The 22,891-nt window shown below is 69.8% G+C and carries 18 protein-coding genes; 10 read left to right on the plus strand and 8 right to left on the minus strand.

Annotated features, from left to right (window positions below; translation table 11 throughout):
• Nucleotides 1–151 precede the first annotated feature (151 nt).
• The 5 genes from P0W64_RS05440 (at nucleotide 152) to P0W64_RS05460 (ending at nucleotide 6,608) form a co-directional block, all read left to right on the plus strand.
• On the plus strand, nucleotides 152–1,096 hold the full coding sequence (locus P0W64_RS05440) for an ABC transporter permease (protein WP_275479202.1): 945 nt from the start codon (nucleotides 152–154) through the stop codon (nucleotides 1,094–1,096).
• Nucleotides 1,093–1,935 carry an ABC transporter permease gene (locus P0W64_RS05445; protein ID WP_275479057.1) on the plus strand — a complete coding sequence of 281 codons (843 nt, stop codon included), beginning with the start codon at nucleotides 1,093–1,095 and terminating at the stop codon, nucleotides 1,933–1,935. The genes P0W64_RS05440 and P0W64_RS05445 overlap by 4 nt, the downstream gene beginning before the upstream one ends.
• On the plus strand, nucleotides 1,932–3,581 hold the full coding sequence (locus tag P0W64_RS05450; RefSeq protein ID WP_275479058.1) for an ABC transporter ATP-binding protein: 1,650 nt from the start codon (nucleotides 1,932–1,934) through the stop codon (nucleotides 3,579–3,581). Before P0W64_RS05445 ends, P0W64_RS05450 begins: the two co-directional genes overlap by 4 nt.
• Nucleotides 3,578–5,119, plus strand: a complete 1,542-nt coding sequence (locus P0W64_RS05455; protein ID WP_275479059.1) for an ABC transporter substrate-binding protein — start codon at nucleotides 3,578–3,580, stop codon at nucleotides 5,117–5,119. The genes P0W64_RS05450 and P0W64_RS05455 overlap by 4 nt, the downstream gene beginning before the upstream one ends.
• 73 nt (nucleotides 5,120–5,192) lie before the next feature.
• Nucleotides 5,193–6,608, plus strand: coding sequence for a sulfatase (locus tag P0W64_RS05460; RefSeq protein WP_275479060.1), 1,416 nt, complete (start codon nucleotides 5,193–5,195; stop codon nucleotides 6,606–6,608).
• Nucleotides 6,609–6,635: 27 nt separating this feature from the next.
• Here P0W64_RS05460 and P0W64_RS05465 read toward each other — a convergent pair whose 3' ends face one another.
• From P0W64_RS05465 to P0W64_RS05485, 5 genes are all read right to left on the minus strand, one after another.
• Nucleotides 6,636–7,580: a formylglycine-generating enzyme family protein gene (locus tag P0W64_RS05465; RefSeq protein WP_275479061.1), complete on the minus strand. Its 945-nt coding sequence runs from the start codon at nucleotides 7,578–7,580 to the stop codon at nucleotides 6,636–6,638.
• Complete coding sequence (cysC, locus tag P0W64_RS05470; RefSeq protein ID WP_275479062.1) at nucleotides 7,577–9,460, minus strand: adenylyl-sulfate kinase; 1,884 nt, start codon at nucleotides 9,458–9,460, stop codon at nucleotides 7,577–7,579. The genes P0W64_RS05465 and cysC overlap by 4 nt, the downstream gene beginning before the upstream one ends.
• Nucleotides 9,460–10,392: a sulfate adenylyltransferase subunit CysD gene (cysD, locus tag P0W64_RS05475; RefSeq protein ID WP_275479063.1), complete on the minus strand. Its 933-nt coding sequence runs from the start codon at nucleotides 10,390–10,392 to the stop codon at nucleotides 9,460–9,462. Before cysD ends, cysC begins: the two co-directional genes overlap by 1 nt.
• Nucleotides 10,389–11,186, minus strand: a complete 798-nt coding sequence (locus P0W64_RS05480; RefSeq protein WP_275479064.1) for a Stf0 family sulfotransferase — start codon at nucleotides 11,184–11,186, stop codon at nucleotides 10,389–10,391. The genes cysD and P0W64_RS05480 overlap by 4 nt, the downstream gene beginning before the upstream one ends.
• A gap of 133 nt (nucleotides 11,187–11,319) precedes the next feature.
• The gene (locus P0W64_RS05485; RefSeq protein ID WP_275479065.1) at nucleotides 11,320–12,258 is read right to left on the minus strand and encodes an MBL fold metallo-hydrolase; all 939 of its coding nucleotides are present in this window, start codon (nucleotides 12,256–12,258) and stop codon (nucleotides 11,320–11,322) included.
• 102 nt (nucleotides 12,259–12,360) lie between these two features.
• On the opposite strand from P0W64_RS05485, the gene P0W64_RS05490 reads away from it, so the two are divergent.
• Nucleotides 12,361–12,801 (plus strand): MerR family transcriptional regulator, encoded by a 441-nt coding sequence (locus tag P0W64_RS05490; protein WP_275479066.1) that lies wholly within the window; start codon nucleotides 12,361–12,363, stop codon nucleotides 12,799–12,801.
• Here the strand turns inward: P0W64_RS05490 and P0W64_RS05495 are convergent.
• Both P0W64_RS05495 and P0W64_RS05500 read right to left on the minus strand, forming a co-directional pair.
• Nucleotides 12,798–13,484, minus strand: a complete 687-nt coding sequence (locus P0W64_RS05495) for a response regulator (protein ID WP_275479067.1) — start codon at nucleotides 13,482–13,484, stop codon at nucleotides 12,798–12,800. The two genes, P0W64_RS05490 and P0W64_RS05495, sit on opposite strands and share 4 nt — an antisense overlap.
• Nucleotides 13,466–15,055 carry an ATP-binding protein gene (locus tag P0W64_RS05500; RefSeq protein WP_343232839.1) on the minus strand — a complete coding sequence of 530 codons (1,590 nt, stop codon included), beginning with the start codon at nucleotides 15,053–15,055 and terminating at the stop codon, nucleotides 13,466–13,468. Before P0W64_RS05500 ends, P0W64_RS05495 begins: the two co-directional genes overlap by 19 nt.
• Nucleotides 15,056–15,161: 106 nt before the next feature.
• Here P0W64_RS05500 and P0W64_RS05505 point away from each other — a divergent pair, with 106 nt between their 5' ends.
• The gene (locus tag P0W64_RS05505) at nucleotides 15,162–16,526 is read left to right on the plus strand and encodes a cation:dicarboxylase symporter family transporter (protein WP_275479068.1); all 1,365 of its coding nucleotides are present in this window, start codon (nucleotides 15,162–15,164) and stop codon (nucleotides 16,524–16,526) included.
• A gap of 76 nt (nucleotides 16,527–16,602) precedes the next feature.
• Nucleotides 16,603–18,912, plus strand: a complete 2,310-nt coding sequence (purL, locus tag P0W64_RS05510) for a phosphoribosylformylglycinamidine synthase subunit PurL (RefSeq protein ID WP_275479069.1) — start codon at nucleotides 16,603–16,605, stop codon at nucleotides 18,910–18,912.
• A gap of 137 nt (nucleotides 18,913–19,049) precedes the next feature.
• Here the strand turns inward: purL and P0W64_RS05515 are convergent, their stop codons facing one another.
• Nucleotides 19,050–20,549 carry a glutamate-cysteine ligase family protein gene (locus tag P0W64_RS05515; protein WP_275479070.1) on the minus strand — a complete coding sequence of 500 codons (1,500 nt, stop codon included), beginning with the start codon at nucleotides 20,547–20,549 and terminating at the stop codon, nucleotides 19,050–19,052.
• A 67-nt stretch (nucleotides 20,550–20,616) separates the two neighbouring features.
• Here P0W64_RS05515 and P0W64_RS05520 point away from each other — a divergent pair, with 67 nt between their 5' ends.
• Nucleotides 20,617–21,003, plus strand: coding sequence for a sterol carrier family protein (locus P0W64_RS05520; RefSeq protein ID WP_275479071.1), 387 nt, complete (start codon nucleotides 20,617–20,619; stop codon nucleotides 21,001–21,003).
• Between the two features lie 68 nt (nucleotides 21,004–21,071).
• Entirely contained in the window at nucleotides 21,072–22,871 is a 1,800-nt protein-coding gene (locus P0W64_RS05525; protein WP_275479072.1) for a glycosyltransferase family 39 protein, read from the plus strand.
• Nucleotides 22,872–22,891 lie beyond the last annotated feature (20 nt).

Raw genomic sequence — 22,891 nt, forward strand, 5'->3', positions numbered from 1 at the left:
ATGGACATGCACAGAGCACGTTTCGTGACCTACGTTCGGATCAATCTGACCGAAATGAATGACTGAACGGGGCTTCTGCCGGGACTATCGCTGCGTGACGGACGCAGCCTCGGTGACCGCTGCCCGGGGCGCGCACCGTGCCGCGTGGGCGCTGCCGCTGGTCCGTCGCTCGGCGATGGCGCTCGTCACCCTGTTGCTCGCGTCGATCGTGATCTTCTCCGTCATCCACGCCGTTCCAGGCGATCCCGCGGTCGCACTTGCCGGCGCGGATGCCTCCCCTGCGACGCTGGCGTCGTTGAGGCATGAGCTCGGAACCGACCGCCCGCTGGTCGCGCAGTACCTGCACTGGTTGTCGGGTGTGGTCTCCGGGGATCCTGGACGCTCGTACGTGATCGGTGGCAGCATCGGCGGTCTGCTCGCCGACGGTGCTCGGAATACGTCGGCCCTCGCGGGAACCGCGTTGTCGCTCGCGGTCCTGATCGCGACAGTGGGGTCCCTCGCGGTCGTCGGCCGGGCGTCCAGGGTCGTGCGGGCGGTGGTAGGCGGCTTCGAGGTGCTCGGAATCGCGGTGCCGCCGTTCGTGACAGGCGTGGTACTGGTCGAGGTCTTCGCGGTGCTCTGGCCGGTGCTTCCGGCGGGAGGTACACCGCCCCACGGCTACCTCGCGGCGCCCGGGATCACCGTGCAGTACCTGCTGTTGCCCGCTCTGTGCCTCGCGATCCCCGTCGCCGCGACCCTCACCCGGTTCTTCTCCGAGGCGCTACGGAGCGAGTGGGCGAAGCCCTACGTGCTCACGGCCCGCGCGGCCGGCGTGCCGGAAGGGCGGATCCTGCTGCGGGGCGCAGCCCGCAACGCCCTGCCCGCGACCGTGACCGTGCTCGGCATCCAGTCGGGCCAGCTGCTTGCCTCAGCGGTTCTGGTGGAGGCGATCTTCGCCTGGCCGGGACTGGGGCAGCTGCTGGCACAGGGGATCTCGGCGCGCGACTACCCGGTGGTGCAGGCGGTATTGCTGCTGTCTGTGGCAGTGTTCATAGCCGTCCAGCTCCTGACGGACGCCGCCTACGTCGCGCTCGACCCTTCGCGGAGGGGCACATGACCGACGGATATGTCGTTCCTGCGACGTCTGCGCCGGCGGGTGTGCGCCCGCGGCCACCTCTGTTGCTCGTTGCAGGAGGCGTCCTGCTGGCGCTCGTGGTCCTCGCGGGTGTCCTGGCGCCGCTCCTGGCGCCGTACGATCCGATCAGCCAGATACCCGCAGCGAATCTGTTGCCGCCCAGCGGTTCCCATCCGCTCGGCACCGACGAGCTCGACCGCGACGTGCTGAGCCGGGTGCTCTACGGGATCCGCACGAGCCTGACGGTGATCGCGGTCGCGGTGCCCGTCGGCGCGGTCGCCGGCGTAACGCTGGGCCTGTTCGGAGCGTCGAACCGGTTCGCAGACGTGCTGCTGTCGCGCGTCACGGATGTGATCCTCGCGTTCCCGGCCCTGATCCTCGCAGTCCTCGTGACGGCGCTACGCGGTCCGGGATCGGTCACCGTCGTCATCGCGATCGCCATCGCAGAGGCGCCGTCATTCGCCCGCCTGACACGAAGTGAGGTGCTGCGCTTGCGGTCCCAGCCCTATGTCGAGGCATCGCGACTCGCAGGCGGCTCGTCCGCCTGGGTCCTCACGCGGCACATCCTGCCGAACGCGGCGGAGCCGCTGCTGGTCCAGGCCGCACTGGCTCTTTCCCTCGGAGTGTTCGTCGAGGCAGGCATGAGCTTCGTGGGCGTCGGCGTGAGGCCGCCACAGCCATCGCTCGGATCGTTGTTGTCGGAGGCGGTCTACAACTGGGATGCCAACGCGGGCTACGCGATCGGGCCACTCGTCGCGATCATCGCGCTGTCGCTCTCCCTGTTGGCTGTCGCGCGGGGAGTCGCGGGGTGGCGTCGATGAGCGATCCGGTACTGCAGATCCGCGGCCTCGGCATCAGCGGCCCGTCCGGCTCGCTGGTGCGTGGCCTCGATCTGGCGGTCGACGCGGGCGAGATCGTGGCCCTGGTAGGCGAATCGGGTTCCGGGAAGTCGATCACTGGTCGCGTGATCCTCGGCCTGCTACCGGACGGTCTCACCGCGAGTGGCGACGTCGTGCTTGCGGGTGAGCAGATCGTTGGGCGGTCCGAGCGGGCTCTGCGCGAGTTGCGCGGTCCGGGTGCGGCGATGATCTTCCAGGAGCCGCAGACCGCCCTCAACCCTTCGCAGCGGATATGGCGGCAGATCCACGAGGTGCTCCGCGCACACACCCGGGTGTCCCGGCGCGACGGGCGTGCGCGGGCGATCGAACTGCTGTCTTCCGTAGGCATTCCAGAGCCTGAGCAGCGCGCCGAGTGGTATCCGCATCAGCTCTCGGGCGGGCAGCGGCAGCGCGTGGTCATAGCCCTTGCGCTCGCTGCGAAGCCGGCGCTCCTGATCGCCGACGAGCCGACGACGGCACTCGATGTCACGGTGCAGGCGCAGATCCTGAGTCTTCTGCGCGATCTCCGCGACAGCAGCGGCGTCGGGATCCTATTGGTGACACACGATCTGGGTGTGGTCGCCGACGTCGCGGACCGGGTCGTGGTACTGCGCGCGGGGGAGTCGGTGGAGCAGGCTCCCGTAGACGAGCTGTTCGCGCGACCTCGCCACGAGTACACCCGACGCCTCCTCGCGGCGGTGCCGGTGCTGGACTCGTCGGTCCCTACTGCATCCGGCGAACCGGCCGGCGGTACGGAGTATGTCGCACCGGTCGTCTCCGTGAGCGGTGTGACGGTGCGTTACCCGGGGGCGCGGCGGCCGGCCCTGTGCGGCGTCGACCTGACGGTCGCACGGGACGAGGTGGTGGGTGTCGTCGGCGAATCCGGTTCGGGCAAGAGCACACTGGGGCGCACGGTGCTCGGTCTCATAGCGCCGGCGGAGGGCGTGGTCGAGCGCTCGGCCCGGCGGGTGGCGCTCGTGCACCAGGACCCGTACGCGGCGCTGGATCCGCGATGGAGCGTCACCCGCATCGTCGGTGAGCCGTTGCGGCTCGCAGGGGAGGGGCACCGTGCGACCGAGGGCCGTGTCGCCGAACTCCTCGACGCGGTCGAGCTGCCTTCGGGTACGGGCGCGCGCCACCCGCGTGAACTGTCGGGTGGACAGCGGCAGCGGGTGGCCTTCGCGCGTGCTCTCGCGTCCGCGCCGGAACTGCTGGTCGCGGACGAGCCCACCAGCGCTCTCGACGTATCCGTGCAGGCCGGTGTGCTCACGCTGTTCTCCTCTCTGCAGTCCGAGTTCGGTTTCGCGGCATTGTTCGTCACGCACGACCTCGCGGTCGTATCGGAGGTGGCGAGCCGGGTGCTCGTCCTGCGTGCGGGCACCGTCGTCGAGCAGGGGCCGACGGGCACCGTGCTCGCGAACCCGACCTCGCAGTACGCGCGCGACCTGGTAGCCGCCGTGCCATTGCCCGACCCGGTCAGGCAGCGCGCGCGGCGGTCGGATGCGGCGCAGGGCGCAGGGTCCGGCACGGTTCGGCGCGCACGGTCGGAGGTAGCGCCGGCAGAGGATCCCGGAAGGAGCGCACGATGACGGTGACCCGCCGCGCCTTGTTCGCGGGCGCGCTCGGCCTCGGTGCCGTCGCGACCCTGCCCGCATGCACATCGGCGGTGCAGCAGGCTCGGCAGGCCGATGCCGCGCCTGGGACGTCCGGCGGGACACTGGTCATCGGCTCACTGACCGACCTGGACCCGAAGACCATCTACACGCAGTCGGTGACGACGATGGCGATCGGCTTGCTCGCCTTCGACTCACTGATCCGCTACGACCACGCGACGCTTCGACCCACGCCGTCCGTGGCGAGGGCTTGGGACGCGGCCCCGGACGGCCGGTCCCTCACGCTGCACCTGCGCGACGACGTGCACTTCCACACGGGACGGCCCTTCACCGCCGAGGACGTGGCGTACGCGGTCTCGGTGTACGCCTCGGACGCCGCCGGATCACAACTGCAGACCGCCGCGAAATCGATCGCGGCCGTGGATACGCCGGACGACCACACCGCCGTGCTGCGCTTCGGTGTCCCCGTGCCGAACATATTCGACCTGTTGGAGTTCATGCTGCTGACCGACTCGGACTCGGCGGCGGCGCTTCGCTCGGGCGAATCCTTCGTCGGCACGGGGCCGTTCCGGTTCGCCGGACGGGAGGTCGGCGCGAATGCTCACTTCACCCGGTACGCCGAGTACTGGCGCGGCCCTGCCCGGCTAGACGGCGTCACGCTCCGCGTCGTCCGAGACCCGGGCGCGCTGCTGACATCGATCCGCGCGGGGCAGTCGGACCTGGTCCTGGACGCGAACCCGCAGGCCCTCCGCCAGTTCCCGGACGAATCGCTGTACCGGGTCGAGACCGGAGACGTATTCGATGCCGCCTACTACGTGGGCGCTGACGTGCGGCGACCCGAGCTGGCGGACGTCCGTGTGCGGCAGGCGGTGTCGTACGCCGTCGACCGCGAACGGATCGCGAAGGAGGTATTCGGCGGCGCGGCCGCCGCGAGCTCGGCGCCCTGGGCACGAAGCTCCCCGGCATACGATGCCGCGGCAGCCACCCACTACCGCCGCGATCTGGACAGATCACGCTCCCTGCTCGCTGCGGCAGGCGGTGCCCGGCCGCTGGACCTCAGCTACCCGACGGGCCTCGCCGTGGCGCCGCACATCGCGGCGATCGTACAGAGCAACCTGGCGGACGTCGGTATCGACGCACGGTTGGACCCGCGCGAGCAGTCCGCGTTCTCACCGTTCCTCAAGAGTGGTGCGGCGCAATTGTGGCTCGGTCCGCACGGCTTCGGACAGTCCGACCCCGCGACACTCGCCGCGGGCGCCGCGCCGTTCAAGCCGAAGGGCAACCTGTCGAACTACTCCGACCCGCGCTACACCGAGCTGGTACAGCAGCTCGTCGACGCGCCTGCGTCCCGGAGGTCGGACGCCTACGCCGCCTACACGACGCATCTGCTCGAGCAGCAGTTCGTGATCGACCTGGTCACCGCTCCGGCGACCTATGTGTCGCGCGCCCGGACCAAGGGTTTGACGTGGAACATGTATAAGTACATCGACGCGCACGGCGTGACCGTGCACTGAGGGCGCTCGTCGACTTCGGCTCACGGTGAGCCCTACGTTCCGCAAGCAGTGCCCTGAGTGGCACCCTGGGAATATGGCGAGTGGTGCGGCGCATGGGCGGGACAACGTGATCCTGGTGCACTGGCACGACCTGGGTCGCCACCTCGCCTGCTACGGCGCGGAAGGCGTCCGGAGCCCGAATCTCGACCGTCTCGCCGGCGAGGGGATTCGGTTCACCGACGCGCACGCGACGGCACCCCTGTGCTCCCCTGCGCGCGGTTCGCTCTTCACGGGGCAGTATCCGCACCGGAACGGCCTCGTCGGGCTCGCACATCACGGGTTCGCATACCGCGACCATGTGCGCACACTGCCTGCGCTGCTCGGCGACGCCGGTTACCACACCGCCCTCTTCGGCATGCAGCACGAGAGCACCGACCCGTCGACACTGGGTTTCGACGAGGTCGACGTGTCGGACTCGCTGTGTGACTACGTCACTGCGCGCGCGCAGGAGTGGCTCGGGAATCGGGCGGACGACGATCCCTTCCTGCTCACGGCGGGCTTCTTCGAGACGCACCGTCCGTATGAGGCGTACGAGCCCGCAGACCCCGCCGACGTCGTGGTCCCGGGCTGGCTGCCCGACGACGATCGCGTGCGCGCGGACCTCGCCGGCGTGCACGGCAGCATCGCCGAGGCGGACGCGGCCGTGGGCCGCCTCCTCGACACCGTGGCCGAGCTGGGGCTCGACGATTCGACGTGGATCGTGTTCGTCACCGATCACGGTCTCGCTATGCCGCGCGCCAAGTCGACGCTGTACGCGGAGGGGACGGGTGTCGCGCTGATCGTGCGGCCGCCTCGTCGTCGGGCGATAGCCCCGCGCGTCTACGGTGACCTGTTCTCGGGCGTGGACCTCACGCCTACGGTGCTCGAGCTTCTGGGCCTGCCGATCCCGACCGACGTCGACGGCGAGTCACACGCGCCCGAGATAACCTCTCCCGCAGGTGATCCCGTGCGCGAGGAGCTGTTCACCGAGAAGACCTATCACGACGCCTACGATCCCATCCGCGCGGTGCGCACCAAGCAGTTCAGCTACATCGAGAACTACGCGGCGCGTCCCGCTCTCCTGCTGCCGCTAGACATCGCCGACAGCCCGACGGGGCAGGCGATCGACGTGTACGAAGCGAGCGCACCCCGCGCCCGCCGGGAGTTGTACGACCTGGTCGTGGACCCGTACGAGCGGCGCAATGTGATCGATGAGCCCGCGTACCGATGGACGGTGCGCCGGCTGTCCGCGGACCTCGCGCGCTGGCGTCGTGAGACGGCGGACGTCCTGCCGGACGAAGCGGAGGGCACGGCGATCGCCGAGCGATTCATGACGGAGTTCTTCGCCACTCGTGACGCCGAGGCGGGCGAGGCGCTGCCCTCCCGTCGTCCACATGGCGAGAACCGTGAACTGACCCGGGTTCCCGCGCCGGCCGGAGGCGTCACCGCGGCCGACACCGCAATGGGGTAGCGTCCGCATCCGGTGTGTACCGGCCGGTCACGCTGTGACGGTGCGGAATCCGATGTTGGATGCGGAGCTGTCGGGTGTCGAGTGCGACCGCGCGGACACCCGGTAGCGGTAGCAGTACGAGTCGTGGCACAGGTGGCTGCCGCCGCGCAGGACCCGCGAGTTACCGCGGTCCGGGCCCGTCGGATCGGCGGACGGAGATCTGCTGTAGTACCGTGCCGAGTAGCGATCGCAGCACCATTCCCATACGTTCCCTACGGTCTGATGGAGGCCGAATCCGTTGGGAGCGTGAGCATCCGCCGGAACTGTCCCGACCGGTCCAGTCGGCTCCCAGGGAAACGTTCCGGTGAAGATGTCGATCTGTTGCGGGCGCGGATGTCGGTCTCCCCATGGGTAGCGCGCGCCCTCCAGTCCGCCTCGCGCCGCATACTCCCACTGTGCCTCAGTGGGGAGGTCGCGTCCCGTCCACATGCAGTAGGCCAGCGCATCCGCGTGCGATACGTGCACGACCGGGTGGTCCGCGACTGCGACGGTGCCCGGCCCTCCGGGGAAGCGCCATGTGGCACCGTCGACGGTGCGCCACCAGGGTGCCTCGGGCAGGGGCACGCCGCCCTCGGCATATGAGTGGAACACCGCCGACGATCCGAACCGCTCGGCGTCTGTGACGTAGCCGGTCGCGTCCACGAACGTCCGGAACGCGGCGACGGTGACTGCTGTCCTATCTATCATGAAGGGGCGCAGTGTAACTCGATGGACGGGGAGTTCTCCGTCCGCGCGGTAGCCGTCCCCGTGCGCATCGCCCATCGCGAACTCGCCGCCCGGGATCACCGCCTGGCGGACGAGGTGAGTCCCGGAGCCGTTCGTACCGGAGCTGTTCGTATGGGAGTCGTTCTTGCCGGAGCCGTTCGGGGCGGCACCCCCGGCGCCGGCGCGGGCATGCGCCGGCCCGTCGTGGCCCGGTGTGCAGCAGTTCATTCTCCGATGATGCCGCGCTCGGCAAGCAGTGTCACGATCCGGCCTGCGAGCTCATCGATGTCTGCGCCGGTGGTGTCGAAGCGGAGGTCGGGGTCTGCGGGCTTCTCGTACGGAGCGTCCACGCCGGTGAGGCCGCGCAACTCGCCCCGCCGCGCGCGGGCGTAGAGCCCCTTCGGGTCCCGGCGTTCGCATTCGCTCACAGGCGTGCTGACATGCACCTCCACGAAGTCGAGCCCGGCAGCGCGGTTCAGCTCGCGCGCGATGGTGCGGTCGGAACGCAGCGGCGAGACCATCGAGGCGATCGCGACAACCCCGGCGTCGGCGAACAGACGGGTGAGATGTCCTACCCGCCTGATGTTCTCGGCACGGTCACCCGGCGAGAATCCGAGGTCGTCCGAGATACCGTGGCGGATGTTGTCACCATCGATGAGATACGCGACCTCGCCGCGCGTCACCAGGGCGCGCTCCAACGCGACGGCCACGGTCGACTTGCCGGACGCGGGCAGGCCGGTCAACCACACCGTCGCCCCGCGCTGACCGGTCTTCTCCCAGCGCTCGGGCCGGCCGAGGGAGCTGGGGTGCCACTTGATGTCGTTGCGGGTCGCCTTCCCGGGAACCACTTCTCGCGGAACCGATATGGTTCCGGCGCCGACAGTGTCGCCACCGGCTTCGTCGATCAGGATGAACGCGCCGGTATCGCGGTTCGCGGCGTAGGTGTCGGCCACGACGATCGAAGACGTGCGCAGGGTGACCGTGCCGATGTCGTTGAGCCCCAGCTCGCTGGGCCCGACCTGTTCGATGAGTGTGTCCGGGTCCAGGCGTCGCTCGAGTGACTGCACCGTCGCGCGCACCGTGGAGGTGGCGTGCTTCAGCGCGACCCGGTCGCCCGCGCGCAGCGGAGTCGAAGACAGCCAGCACACCGTCGCCTCGAGTTCGCGCGCCGAAACCGGCAGGTCGGTCGAATCTGCGCCGCTGACGATCACATCGCCGCGGCCGACGTCGATGTCGTCGGCGAGCTCCAGCGATACCGACAGGGGAGCGACGGCAACGGTGCGCTCGGGGTCGAGCGTGTCTAGCGCGGTCACGGTGCTCCGGCTGCCGGACGGCAGGACGAGCACCTCGTCGCCGACGGCGAGCGTGCCCGCCGCGACTCGCCCGGTGTAGCGCCGGCGCTGGTCCGCGGTGGGACGGGACACCCACTGCACCGGCAGACGTAGTTGCTCCGGCACGGGAGACGGCGCGCTGAGCTCCACCGTTTCGAGGTACTCGAGCAGTGTCGGACCGTCGTACCACGACGTGTTCGCGCTGCGCTTCACCACGTTGTCGCCCGGCTTCGCGGCCAGTGGTATCGACTGGATCTGCTTGATGCCCAGCTGGCTTCGAAGCTCGTCGAGCTCGGTGACCACCTCGATGAACCGTTCGGCGGAGAAGTCGACGAGGTCGATCTTGTTCACCGCCGCGACGATGTGCGGGATGCCCAGCAGCGTCGCGATCCGCGCGTGCCGCCGGGTCTGGCGCTGCACCCCGTAGCGCGCATCCACAAGGAGGACGGCGACGTGTGCGTTGGACGCGCCGGTGAACATGTTGCGCGTGTAACGCTCGTGACCGGGCGTGTCAGCCAGCACGAAACTGCGTGTGGGAGTGGAGAAGTAGCGGTAGGCGACATCGATGGTGATGCCCTGCTCGCGCTCGGCACGGAGCCCGTCCGACAGAGCGGCGAGGTCGAGGACGCCGGCGGCGTCGGTGACGGCCGCGATGTGGTCGGTGGGAAGGCTGCCCGTGTCGTGCAGGAGGCGGCCGATCAACGTCGACTTGCCGTCGTCGACGCTGCCGGCCGTGGCCAGGCGGAGCAACTGACGTCCGCGCGCCGGTGCGCCCATCAGAAGTACCCCTCTCGCTTGCGGTCCTCCATTGCGGCCGCCGAGGTGCGGTCGTCGGCGCGGGTCTCGCCCCGCTCGGAGACGGTGGCGGCCTCGATCTCGGATATGACCGTGGCTATGTCGGTGGCGCGGGACCGGACCGCGCCCGTGATCGTCAGGTCTCCCACCGTGCGGTAACGCACCCACTCGCGGGTCACGACGTCGTCGGGGCCGGGCCGACTGTGCGGCGACACGGTCAGGAGGATCCCGTCGCGATCGAATACCTCACGCTCGCTTGCGAAGTATATCGGCGGGAGGTCGAGTCCCTCGAGCTCGATATAGCGCCACACGTCGAGTTCGGTCCAGTTCGAGAGCGGGAAGACGCGCACGGACTCCCCGCGGCGGATGCGGCCGTTGTACAGCGACCAGGGCTCGGGGCGTTGCGCGCGGGGATCCCACTGTCCGAACTCGTCGCGGAAGCTGAGCACGCGCTCTTTGGCGCGTGCACGCTCCTCGTCGCGTCGGGCTCCGCCGAACGCAGCGTCGAACCCGCCCTCCTCCAGGGCATCCAGCAGCACACGGGTCTGCAGCCGGTTCCGTGAACCAGAGGGGTCGGTCGACTCGGCGATGCGGCCCGACTCGATCGCGGCGGGCACCGACGCCACGATCAGCTCGAGGCCTTCAGGAGTCTCCGCCGTGGGGGCGACCCGACGGTCCCGGAACTCGATCACCTCGTCGAAGTTGTGACCGGTGTCCACGTGCAGGACCGGGAACGGCAAGGGAGCAGGACGGAAGGCCTTCTCCGCCAGGCGAAGCAGAACGATCGAGTCCTTGCCGCCCGAGAACAGTAGGACCGGCCGCTCCAGCTCGGCGGCGACCTCCCTGATGATGTGGACGGCTTCGGCCTCGAGGGCGCGCAGCTCGTCGACGCGGTCGACGGCCGGCGCGCTCACGCGGGATACCCGTTGGCCGCCGCATCCTCGCGATAGCGCCGCACCCACTCCCGGGATCGGGCGTTGGACTGGCGCCGGAGAGGTGGTGCCGGGGCGAGGTCGGGATCCTGCCCGAGCGCCTCGAGGACCCGACCCGTCGTCTTACGCGGGTCGCGCACGAGTTCCGTGAAGTCGACCTCGAGCGGCTCGATGCCCTCGGAGGCGAACCAGGATCTCCAGGATCGCTCCTGCTCCAACAGGATTCCGGCGAGGTGCGCGATGCCCTCGGCCAGGTACTCGGCACCCTCGTCCCGCGCGGGGTCCGCGTCGGGAGCGTCGCGCCACACCTGCGTCTGCACCGCCCTCCACATCGACACCGCCTGAGGCACCACATCGGGTCGGAAGACGTGCACGTAGACGGGATCCGCACCGTCGAAGAGGGAACGGATCGCGGTGCGCAGGGACCCCGATCCCGTGCGAGTGCGCGTTACCACCACCGATGTCTGGTTCCACATCAGCTTGCCGCCCCACACGCCGTTCGGGGTGGATCCGGCGGACCATACGTCCGAGCGCCACTGGGACTCGGTTCGGGAGTCGACCGATCCTGGCTCGGTGTCGTCGAGCAGGCCCAGGATCCGCGGGTTGGTGACACCCGCGAACCACTCCCGCGGTTGCGGCGACCGGGAGGACGACGGGTAGTACTGGAAGAACTCCTGCGGGCGTCCCGCGACGCCGGTTGCCGCGAGCGATTCGACGAGGAGCGTGCTGCCGCTGCGCTGGGTTGCGCAGACGAGGTAGGCGGTCGGCTTCGGCATGCACGCTAGTGTGCTGCAGAACGGCTCGTGACCAGCGGTCCAGCGTCGGCGTGACCGCATCCGTTGACAGTCCCGGATCGGTGTGCTGCGAGCCGATTCCAGGTCTGCCGTGCCGCGTCGCCTCAGCGCGTCCCTACTCCCAACGTGTCGCGAGAACGTGGTCGTGAGTAGGGAGTATCTCGACCGTGCTCCGGGCGATATGCAGCCGCACGAGGGTCTCGAACGTGGCGTCTCGGTCCTCGTCCACCAGGATCCCCGGAAAGCCGGGCTTCTGCGCGGCCTGGTCGATCTGGTCGTGGTGCCATGCGGCGTCGCCCGCGACGAGGAGACGACCCCGCTCGGTGTTCAACAGGATGCCGACGCTGCCCGGCGTATGCCCGGCGAGATCGAGCAGGAGCACGGCGCCGTCGCCGAATAGATCGTGGCTGTGCGGGAACGTCAGGACAGGCGGTCCGTCGAGCTCGTAGTTCCGGATCTCCCTGCCGGACATGGCGGGACGCACCCCGGCGACGGGAGCGATCATGCCCGTCATCGCCCAGTCCCATTCGGGCCGGTGGACCACAGTCGCAAGTCCGGGGAGGTCGGACAGGCCGGACACGTGATCCCAGTGCAGGTGGGTCGGCAGCGCGAAATCGATGTCCGCTCCGTCGAACCCGCCGACATGTAGCGCCTCGACGGTGCTGAGGACGTCCGCCGGAGGCGTCACCGCGAGGCGCAGTGGCTCCGGCATAGCGGAGAGCGTCCGGTCGCGCACCGATGTGGAGATCGACGGGTCGAGCAGGATGCGACACTGCGGGTGCTCGATGACGTAGGTGCGCAGCCCGATCTGCAGGCGCCGAGAACTCCTGGCCCCCTCGACGACGAACGGAGCGGGCACCGGGCGCGAGACCTGGGGTAGTGCCACGAACCGCACGGTCGCCCTGGCGGGCGGCAACTCGGTCTGGGGGACCGCAGCCAGCTCGGCACGGGTGGGGCGGCGCGGGCGAACGGCGCCGCGCGCGGACGCCACCACTGCGCGGCAGCAGGTCGCGGCGCCGATTCTTCGGACGGATGCGCTGTTCTCGGTGGGCATGGATGTCCTCCCGTCTCTGTGTTGGTGGATGCCACGATAGGACTTAAGGTCGACCTGAAGTAAAGGCGTCGGCAGACGCGTTCACGACGAAGGGGGCCGGTCGTGCGGATAGGCGAGGCGGCGTCGCGCATCGGAGTGCCGAGCCACGTGCTGCGGCATTGGGAGGACGCCGGCGTTCTGATTCCCGAGCGCACGATGGGTGACCAGCGTGAATACGATGCCGAGTCGGTGGCCCGGGGCAGGCTCGTTCTGCTGTGTCAGGCTGCGGGGATGTCGCTCGCCGACATCGCGGGCATGGCGTCCTCCGGTCACGCGGCTCGGGTCGCCGCGATCGAGGATCGGCGGATGCGCATCGCGGAGCAGATCCGGTCGCTGCGGCGCGCGGACGGCTTTCTGGGGCACGTCCTGAGCTGCAGTCACCCGATCGTGACAGAGTGCCCCGACTGCGCGGCGTTCGCCGATGCGTCCGTAAGTGGTCGCCCACGGCGTCGGCGGGCGCGTATTCCGGCCGGCGATGCACTGAGCGACACGTCGGGGAGCTAGAGCCAGCGATAGCGGATCTCGGGGCGGCCGCGGCCGCCGTACGCGGGGACGCGCTCGCAGATGCGGTCGTCCGCGAGTCGCTCCAGGTACCGCCAGGCCGTGACGCGCGACATCCCGGTACGGCTCGCGATCTCGTTGGCGCTCAAGGGGGCGCGCGAATCGCGGAGGGTGCTGCTGATGAGCTCCAGCGTCGGCGCCGCGATGCCCTTCGGTGTGGCGGGCACCGCCGCGGGCTCGCGTAGCGCGGCGAGCGCGGCGTCGATCTCGCGCTGCCCGACGTCGTGGTCGCCGAGCGTCCGCCGGTACTCGCGGTAGCGCTCGAGTTTGGCGGAGAACGCCGCGAATGTGAAGGGCTTGATGAGGTAGAGGAGGGCGCCGCGCGCCACGGCTGTCCGCACCGTGTCTATGTCGCGTGCCGAGGTGACCACGATGACGTCGGGCCGGGGTGTGACGTCGGCGAGTGCCCCTGCGACGTCGAGACCACTCATATCGGGCAGCCCCACGTCGACCAGAGCGAGGTCGACCGGGGCGGGGCCGGAGGACGCACGGCGCGCCGCGTCGAGCGCGTCGGCTCCGTTACCGGCTGTAGTGAGAACGTTGAAACCTGGTATGCGCCGGATGTATTCGGCGTGGGCGGCGGCGATACCCGGCTCGTCGTCGACGATCAGGACGCGGATCCCCACGGGACTCCCTCCGGACGCTGCGGCAGCACCAGCTCGACGGTGGACGGGTCGCGGTGCGACGTAAGCCTACCGCCGCGCCGCCGTGCGACCTGCGCGACGAGGTCGAGGCCGAGCCCGCGACCGTGCACTCGTCCCGACGAGTCCTTCGTCGAGAACCCGCGGGCGAGGGCGCGGTCGAACTCCTCGCCGGACATGCCCGCGCCGCTGTCGACCACCTGGATGGACCAGCCGTCGCGAGACGGGCCGCCGTCGACCTCCACCCAACCGTCCGGCCCGGCGGCGTCGATCGCATTGTCCACGAGATTCCCTAGAACAGTGAGCATTTCGGCCGATGTGAGCGGGCCACCGGCGAGGTCCGCGCCGTCGGCCAGCGTGACCTCGACGCCGACCGCGGCAGCCTCCGAGACCTTCGCCACGAGTAGCGCCGTCAGCGCCGGATCCACCGCGGATGCGAGCCTGTCGACGAGTTCCTGCGAGGTCGAGTGCTGCGCCGTGGCCAGCTCGACGGCCTCGTTGCGGCGCCCCAGCTCGATCATCGTCACGACCGTGTGCAGCCGGTTGGCGTGCTCGTGGGCCTGAGCGCTGAGCGCGTTCGCCAGCGACCGCACGGCATCGAGTTCGCCGAGGACGTCCTGCAGCTCCGTTCGATCGCGCAGCGTGAGGACGGTGCCCAGCCGCCCGGTCGGACCCGAGACCGGCTGCCGGTTGGCGACCAGGACGCGGCCGCCGCCCATGTGCAACTCGTCGAGCAGGTCGTCGTCCCCGCGCAGGGAGTCGGGGAGGTCGCCGCGGTGGATCGGCCCTTCCGGCAGTGACAGCAGGCGCCGGGCCTCGTCGTTCACCACCGCTGCCGGCCCGTTCGGCGACGCGTCGTCGAACACGACGATGCCCTCGGCGAGCGCGTGTAGGACCGCGTCGTGGTGCTCATACAGCTGGCGCAGCCCCGACGGGGTCAGGCCCAGTGTCTGCCGCCGCAGCCTGCGTTCGAGCAGCAGCGACACTCCGGCCGCGACCAGCAGCCCCGCGCCGACGACCGCGACCAGCGACGGGACCGCGGCCCACACCTGGTCCGACAGGTGTTCGCGGGTGACGCCTGCCGACACCAGCCCGACGACCTTCCCCGTGCCGTCCCGCACCGGCGTGACCGCGCGGATGGACGGCCCGAGGGTGCCTGCGTACGTCTCCGTGAACGTTCTACCGCGCAGAGCCTCGTCGATGTTGCCGGTGAACCTGCCGCCGATCCGGTCGCGTTCGGCGTGTGTGTACCGGGTGCGGTCGGGCGCCATCACGACGATGAAGTCCATGCCCGTGGCATGCGAGACCGAGTCGGTGACCGGCAGCAGCTGGGCGGTCGGGTCCTGTGCGGCGAGTGCCGCCACCGTCGACGGTGCCCGGGCGAGGGCAACCGCCACCGCGGTCGTGCGGGCGCGTGCCGCGTCGTCGGTCGAGCGGCGGTCGTGCCACACGACCAGGGCGGTTCCGAGCGTCGCGACCACCAGGAGCAGTGCGAACTGTGCGAGGAACACCCGCATCGACACGGTGGGGCGCCATCGACCGGGGCGTAGGACCACCTGCCCGCTCCTTCCGTGCACAGAATGAACACAAGAGTGCTGTAGGTCACAGCGTGTCCCATGATCGTCGGCGAGCGTTCCTCGCGCACGAGTCAAAGGAGACACCGTGACCACATCAGCCTCGCAGCCCGCGTCACCCGCGCGGCGCAGGGACCGCACACACCTGCTCTACATCGCGGTCATCGCCGCGGTCGTGGCGGGCGTGATACTCGGCCTCCTCGCTCCCGGAGTGGGTAAGGGGCTCAAACCCCTCGGTGACATCTTCGTGGACCTGATCAAGATGATGATCGCGCCGGTCATCTTCTGCACCATCGTGCTCGGCATCGGGTCGGTACGGAAGGCGGCAAGCGTCGGCCGGGTCGGCGGTCTCGCGCTCCTGTACTTCATCGTCATGTCGACGTTCGCCCTGGGAATCGGCATTCTCGTCGGCAATATCGTCAAGCCCGGCACCGGTCTGAACGTGATCGCGGGATCCGGGGCGAAGTACGCCGCCGAGGCGCATGAGGCGGGCGGCACATGGGACTTCGTCCGCTCGATCGTTCCCGACACCCTGTTCTCGTCGGTGACCTCCGGAAGCGTGCTGCAGGCGCTGTTCGTAGCCTTGCTCGTGGGTTTCGGTCTGCAGGCCCTCGGCGACGCCGGTGAGCCGATCGTGCGTGGCATCGCGCTCGTGCAGCGACTGGTGTTCCGCGTGCTCGTGATGATCCTGTGGCTCGCGCCGATCGGCGCCTTCGGTGCGATCGCCGCCGTGGTCGGTTCGACCGGGTTCAAGGCCGTCGAGCAGCTGGGGCTGCTGATGCTCGCGTTCTACGTGACGTGCATCCTGTTCGTCTTCGTGGTGCTGGGGATCGTCCTGAAGCTGGTGACGGGTGTGTCGGTATTCAAGCTGGCGCGCTACCTCGCCCGCGAGTATCTGCTGATCGTCGCGACGAGTTCGTCGGAGTCGGCGCTGCCGCGCCTGATCGCGAAGATGGAGCATGCCGGGGTCGAGAAGACCACGGTCGGTCTAGTCGTGCCCACCGGCTACTCGTTCAACCTGGACGGAACCGCGATCTATCTGACGATGGCGTCGCTGTTCGTCGCCGATGCGATGGGGAATCCGCTCAGCTACGCCGAGCAGTTCTCCCTACTGCTGTTCATGATGATCGCCTCCAAGGGTGCGGCCGGCGTCACCGGTGCCGGCCTGGCGACCCTGGCCGGCGGGTTGCAGGCGCACCGCCCCGACCTGCTGGACGGCGTCAGTGTCGTGGTCGGCATCGACCGGTTCATGTCCGAGGCACGCGCACTCACCAACTTCTCCGGCAACGCGATAGCGACGCTCGTGATCGGTAAGTGGACCCACTCCGTCGACCTGGACAAGACCCGCCGCGTCCTCGACGGCGAGGACCCGTTCGATGAGGCCACGATGGTCGACCACGGGTCGGAACCGGCCTCGCCGCCCCCGCCGGCGTCGGAACCCGCTCAGGTCTGACGGGCCGCGCTCGCGGAGCGCTCCGCAGGAGCCCAACGGGCGCCCACGGGGTGCCTCCCGGTGCCCATTACACTCGGTGTCCGTGCACGTAGACACGGCCGCGAACGCCGCGCAGACCCCCGACGAACCGCAGCCCTATCGTGAACTCGGGCTGAAGGACGACGAGTACCAGCGGATCCGGGACATCCTCGGACGCCGCCCCACCGACGCAGAGCTGGCCATCTACTCGGTGATGTGGTCGGAGCACTGCTCCTACAAGTCCTCGAAGGTGCATCTGCGCTACTTCGGCGAGACCACCACCGACGAGATGCGTGAGGTGATGCTCGCGGGCATCGGCGAGAACGCAGGCGTGGTGGACATCGGCGACGGCTGGGCTGTGACGTTCAAGGTCGAATCACACAACCACCCCTCCTATGTGGAGCCGTATCAGGGCGCCGCGACCGGCGTAGGCGGCATCGTCCGCGACATCATGGCGATGGGCGCGCGCCCGATCGCCGTCATGGACCAGCTGCGCTTCGGCCCCGCCGATGCGCCCGACACGCGTCGCGTCGTCGACGGTGTGGTGCGCGGTGTCGGCGGCTACGGCAACTCGCTGGGCCTGCCGAACATCGGCGGCGAGACCGTGTTCGACGCCTCCTACGCGGGCAATCCGCTCGTCAACGCGCTGTGCGCGGGCGTGCTGCGTGCCGAGGATCTGCACCTCGCCTTCGCGTCCGGTGCGGGCAACAAGATCATCCTGTTCGGCGCGCGCACCGGCCTCGACGGCATCGGCGGCGTCTCCGTGCTCGCCTCGGAGACCTTCGACGACGGGCCCGCCGACGGAGTCGGCGCGCCGACGCGGCCGAAGAAGCTCCCGGCGGTCCAGGTGGGCGACCCGTTCACCGAGAAGGTGCTCATCGAGTGCTGCCTCGACCTGTACCGCGAGAAGTTGGTCGTCGGCATCCAGGACCTCGGCGGCGCGGGGCTCTCCTGTGCCACGTCCGAACTTGCTGCGGCCGGAGACGGCGGCATGCATATCGAGCTCGAGAAGGTGCCGATGCGCGCCGAAGGCATGACCCCGGCGGAGGTGCTGTCGTCGGAGTCTCAGGAGCGCATGTGCGCCGTCGTGACGCCCGAGAACGTGGACGCGTTCATGCAGGTGTGCGCGAAGTGGGACGTGCTGGCCACCGTCATCGGCGAGGTCACGGACGGCGAGCGACTCGTCATCACGTGGCACGGTGAGACCGTCGTCGACGCGCCGCCGCGCACCATCGCCCACGACGGCCCCGTCTACGAGCGTCCAGTCGCGCGCCCGGAATGGATGGACGACGTCATCGCGTCCACTTCGAGGGGCCTCACCCGCCCGCAGACCCCCGAGGAGTTGCGGGCCACCGCGCTGCAGTTGCTCGCGTCGCCGGCACTGTGCTCGCGGCGCTTCATCACCGAGCAGTACGACCGCTACGTCCGCGGCAACACCGTGCTCGCGGAGCACGCCGACGCGGGCGTGGTGCAGATCGACGAGGAGTCGCACCGCGGCATCGCGTTGGCCACCGACGCTTCGGGGCGCTACACGTACCTCGACCCGTACGTCGGCGGACAGCTCGCGCTGGCGGAGGCCTACCGCAACGTCGCCGCCACGGGTGCTACGCCGAAGGCTGTCACCGACTGCCTCAATTTCGGCTCACCGGAGGACGCGGGCGTCATGTGGCAGTTCCAGCAGGCTGTGCACGGCATCGCCGACGGTTGCGCGCAGCTCGGCATCCCGGTGACCGGCGGCAACGTCTCGTTCTACAACCAGACCGGCGCCGTTGCGATCCTCCCGACGCCGGTCATCGGCGTGATGGGCGTGATCGACGACGTCCGCCGCCGGATACCCACCGGCTTCGGCACGGAGCCCGGCGAGACGCTGATCCTGCTCGGCGACACCCACGACGAGTTCGACGGCTCGATCTGGGCGCAGGTCGCGCACGATCATCTCGGTGGCGTGCCGCCGCGCGTCGACCTCGAGCGGGAGAGGCTGCTGGCATCGGTGCTGACCGCGGCGTCGCGCGACGGTCTCGTCTCCGCTGCCCACGATCTCTCGGAGGGTGGCCTGTGGCAGGCGGCCGTCGAGTCCGCGCTCGCGGGGGAGACGGGCGTTCGGCTGCTGCTGCCCGAGGGCGCCGACCCGTTCGTGACGCTGTTCTCGGAGTCGGCCGGTCGGATCCTGGTTGCCGTGCCGCGCACCGAGGAGTCCCGTTTCGTGTCCATGTGCTCCGCGCGCGGGCTGCCCGCCGTGCGGATCGGTGTCGTGGACCAGGGCTCGGACTCCGTCGAGGTGCAAGGGCAGTTCACCGTGCCGCTCGCCGAGCTCCGCGAGACGCATGAGGGGACTCTGCCGAAGCTGTTCGGGCACGGCGTGGCGTAGGCCGACGAGCCGGCCCGAGTCACGCGGCGAGCGTCATGGGGCGCATGCACACACGGAGGGTCCGGGCGGCTCCGGCGTGTCGCGTGCGCTCGGCTGCCGGGACGGCCGAGCCCGCGAGCATCGCTGAGAAATGTGGTTCAGTCCCAGGTGTGTACCGGATCGCCGTCGTGCATGCGGTCGAGGTACTCGCGGAGCATGCCGACGATGGCGTCCGCGCGGGTCTCGCCCGCGGTCTCGCGTTCCGAGACTCTGCGGCGCTGCCAGGATGCGCCGTTCTGCCTTGTCGCGCAACGTCCTTCGATCACAGTCAGGAGTTGATCGCGCACATCGGAATCGACTCCGAGAACCTGCAGCCCGTGGTCGGCGTGCGGGAGCAGGATCCGATGGGTGAGTTCATCGGGACAGACCCATCCGGCCGATGGCCAGTACAGCCGCGCATCCATGCCATCGCGGCCCCCGGCGATCAGGTTCTCCTCTGCCGCACCGAAACTCATGCGAGTCCAGATCGGTCGGTCCTCCCGAGCCAGCGACGTTATCGCGCCGTAGAAGAAGCCGGCGTTCGCCATCATGTCGATCAGCGTGGGGCCGCTGGGCAGGGTGCGGTTCTCGATCCGGACGTGTGGGTGACCGCCGACGGTGTCGTACACCGGCCGGTTCCAGCGCCAGATCGTGCCGTTGTGCATCTTGAGCTCCGTCAGCTCGGGGACGCGGCCGGCGTCGAGCTCGTCGAGCGGGTCGATGGGTGAGGATTCGGGCAGGAGCGCCGGGAAGTAGCGTGTGTTCTCCTCGAACAGGTCGAAGATGCTGTTGATCCAGCGCTCGCCGAACCACACGCGCGGGCGCACGCCCTGGTTCTTGAGCTCGATCGGCCGGATATCGGTGGCCTGCGTGAACAGCGGGAGCCTGGTCTCATGCCACAGGGCCTTGTGGTCGAGGAACGGCGAATTCGCGGCTAGCGCGACCTGGACGCCCGCGAACGCCTGGGCCGCGTTCCAGTGGTTCGCGAAGTCCTCGGGCGCGAGCCGCAGGTGCAGTTGGATCGAGGTGCAGGCGGCCTCGGGGAGGATCGTGCCGGTCACGACGTGCAACTCCTCCGCAGCACCGTCGAAGGCGGAACCCTCGATGTCGATCAGCAGGTCCTCTCCGCGGGCCGCGAAGATCTGCTCCTCCAGCTGCTCGTAGCGGTTGGACTGCGAGAGCCATTGCTTCTCGAACTGCGCCGCGGTGAGCGTGGGCAGCATCCCGATCATGACGGTGTGCGCTCCGTGCTCGGCCGCCATGGATTCGAGGCGATTCAGGGCGGAGCGCAGATCGTCGGCGAAATCCATTGCGTGCGAGGCTTTGAGCGGTTGCGGGTCCAGGTTGAGCTCGATGTTGAACTGCCCCAGTTCGGACTCGTACGTGTCTGAGGCGAGGTCGGAGAGGATGGCTTGGTTGCACATCGCGGGGTTCATCTGGGCGTCGACGAGGTTGAGCTCGACCTCCATACCCAGCAGCGGATCGGGCTGCGTGCTGCGGTCGGTGAACAGGCCGTCCGCGAGCATCCGGTCGATGGCCTCGGTGCCGCGGAGCACGCGGTCCCGGAATCGCGTGCGGTCCTCGCGGGTGAACGTGGTGCCGGTGACTTCCGCTCCCATCGGCCAAGCGTGGCAGAACGCGGCGGTCAGCGCATAAGGATCGACGACGGCCTGACAGGATGACCGCATGGCCAAGGCGATCGACCCGCTGGAGATGCGGGAGGCGGTGCTGGCGGTGGCGGCGTGGATCGGCGATGCGAGTGTGCCCGAGCCGAGTCGCACTGAGCGTGCCGCCGCCGTGCGGCTGACCGCGCGGATGCTCGAGCAGGACGCGCCGGGTGGTTCCGTCGAGGTCCGGGTTCCGCCGTTCGCCGCGGTCCAGTGCATCGAGGGCCCGCGCCATACGCGCGGTACGCCACCCAACGTGGTGGAGGCGGATCCGCATACGTGGCTGCGGCTCGCCACCGGGCTCGAGACGCTCGATGAGGCGCACGCGGCGGGACGCGCCACCGTCAGCGGGTCCCGGGCGGGCGAGATCCAACGCTGGTTGCCGCTGCTGCCCCTGCCGGACTGAGAAGTCCACCCGCATCTCCACCCGGGGGTGGAGCAAACCTGTCGTACCGCCGGCGCATGATGTCGGGCATGACCGAGACCCAGGGGCCGCCGCTGCGCAGCGGGCGGGGCGCGGCAGCCGTCGCGGTTCTGACGCTGTGTGCTGCCGCGCTCTGGGCGTGGCATCTCGGGCGTCTACCGGTCGAGCCGTACTACGGCGCCGCCGCGCGGGCCATGAGTCGCAGTGGGCATGCCTTCTGGTTCGCCGCGGCGGACGCTCAGTCGACGGTGTCGATCGACAAGCTGCCGGGCGGGATCTGGCCGCAGGCGCTGGCCGTGAGCGCGTTCGGCGTGCACGCGTGGTCTCTCGCGCTGCCCTCGGCGATCGCATTCGTGCTCGCGGTCCCGGCTACGTACCGACTGGTGGCGCGACTCGGTGGAACCGCCGCAGGCGTCGCGGCGGCTGCGGTCCTCACGTTCTCGCCCGCGGTGGTCGCGCTCGAGCGCGGCAACATCCCCGACGGGTTACTGATCCTGCTGCTCGTACTCGCCGCGAACGACGTCGTCGCCGCGCGCGACCGTCCTGTGCGGCTCGTTGCGGCGGGTCTGTGGCTCGGCCTCGCGTTCGAGGTGAAGATGCTCGCAGCATGGCTGGTGCTGCCCGCGCTGCTCGCAGGTCTCGTCGTGCTCGCATGGCGCGCGGGTCGCGTCAGGGCGATGCTCGGCTGGGCCGCTGCGGGCCTCGCGACGATGGTGGTGGTCGCGCTCGCTTGGCCGGTGCTCGTGGATCTTGTACCTGCGGCGTCGCGGCCGTGGGTGGACGGCACCACCGACGACTCGGTGCTCACCCAGACCTTCGGCTACAACGGGTTCGCGCGCCTCGGCTCGGACACGCCCAACGCGATCCTGCAGCGCGAGGGACTGCCGATCGTGATCGATGCCGGGCGCCCGTCGCCGTTGCGGCTGTTCACCGGGCCGCTGGGGCTGGACATCGGGTGGCTGTTGCCACTCGCACTAGTGTCCCTCGTCGCGGGCCTGGCGCGCCGTGCAGGTCGCGCACAGGTGGCGGGATACGCGCTGTTCGGAACCTGGCTCGTCGTGGTAGGCGGCGCGTTCTCCGTGATGCAGGAGATGAACCCGTACTACGTAGCGATGCTCGCGCCCGCGATCGCGGGCGCCGTCGGACTCGGCGTGGGGGAGTTGCTGTCGGCGCCGACGCCGCGTGCGGTGGCGGTGGCGGCGGTCGCGGTGGCAGGCACCGTCGGGTACGGGCTGGCTCTGGCGTCGGGTCGATGGACACCGTGGCCGTTCTATGCCGCGGCCGCGATCGGCGCCGCGGTGGCGCTCGCGGCGTTGCTGTGGTCGCTGCGCAGCGCTCGGCGTATAGGCGTCGCAGTCGCGGCGGCGACCGCGTGCGCCCTGGTTCCGGCGGCGGCCGCGGCGGCCACTGTGGCCGAGCGCGCGGGCGGCGCGGTCGACGTGCCGTTCGAGTCGCAGGCCACGCAGCGGCAGCACGCGTTGTGGTTCCACGACACCCTCGCCAGCTCCGCGCGGCTGATCCCGGTGCTGCAGCGGGTGCGCGCGGGATCCCCGTATCTGCTGACCACGGGATCGGGGGCGGTCGCCTCGGTCTTCGCGCTCAGTACCGACGACGAGGTGTACGCGATCGGCGGCTTCGACGGGCACGGTGCGCGGCCGACCGTCGGCGAGATCCGCTCGGGCGTCGCGGCAGGCCGGATCCGGTTGGTAGTCGCGTCGGCCGCGACGGACGACCCGCGTATCGCATGGATCGCCCACGCCTGCCAGCGGCGCGGCGGCGACGCCTCGTCGGGCACTGCGACGTACATCTGCACCCCGGCGTCCGCCCGAGGAGGCGAACAGCGTCGGTGATCGAGTGAGGCGGCTCACCG

It is taken from the genome of Tsukamurella sp. 8F, from assembly GCF_029167375.1.
GTDB lineage: Bacteria > Actinomycetota > Actinomycetes > Mycobacteriales > Mycobacteriaceae > Tsukamurella.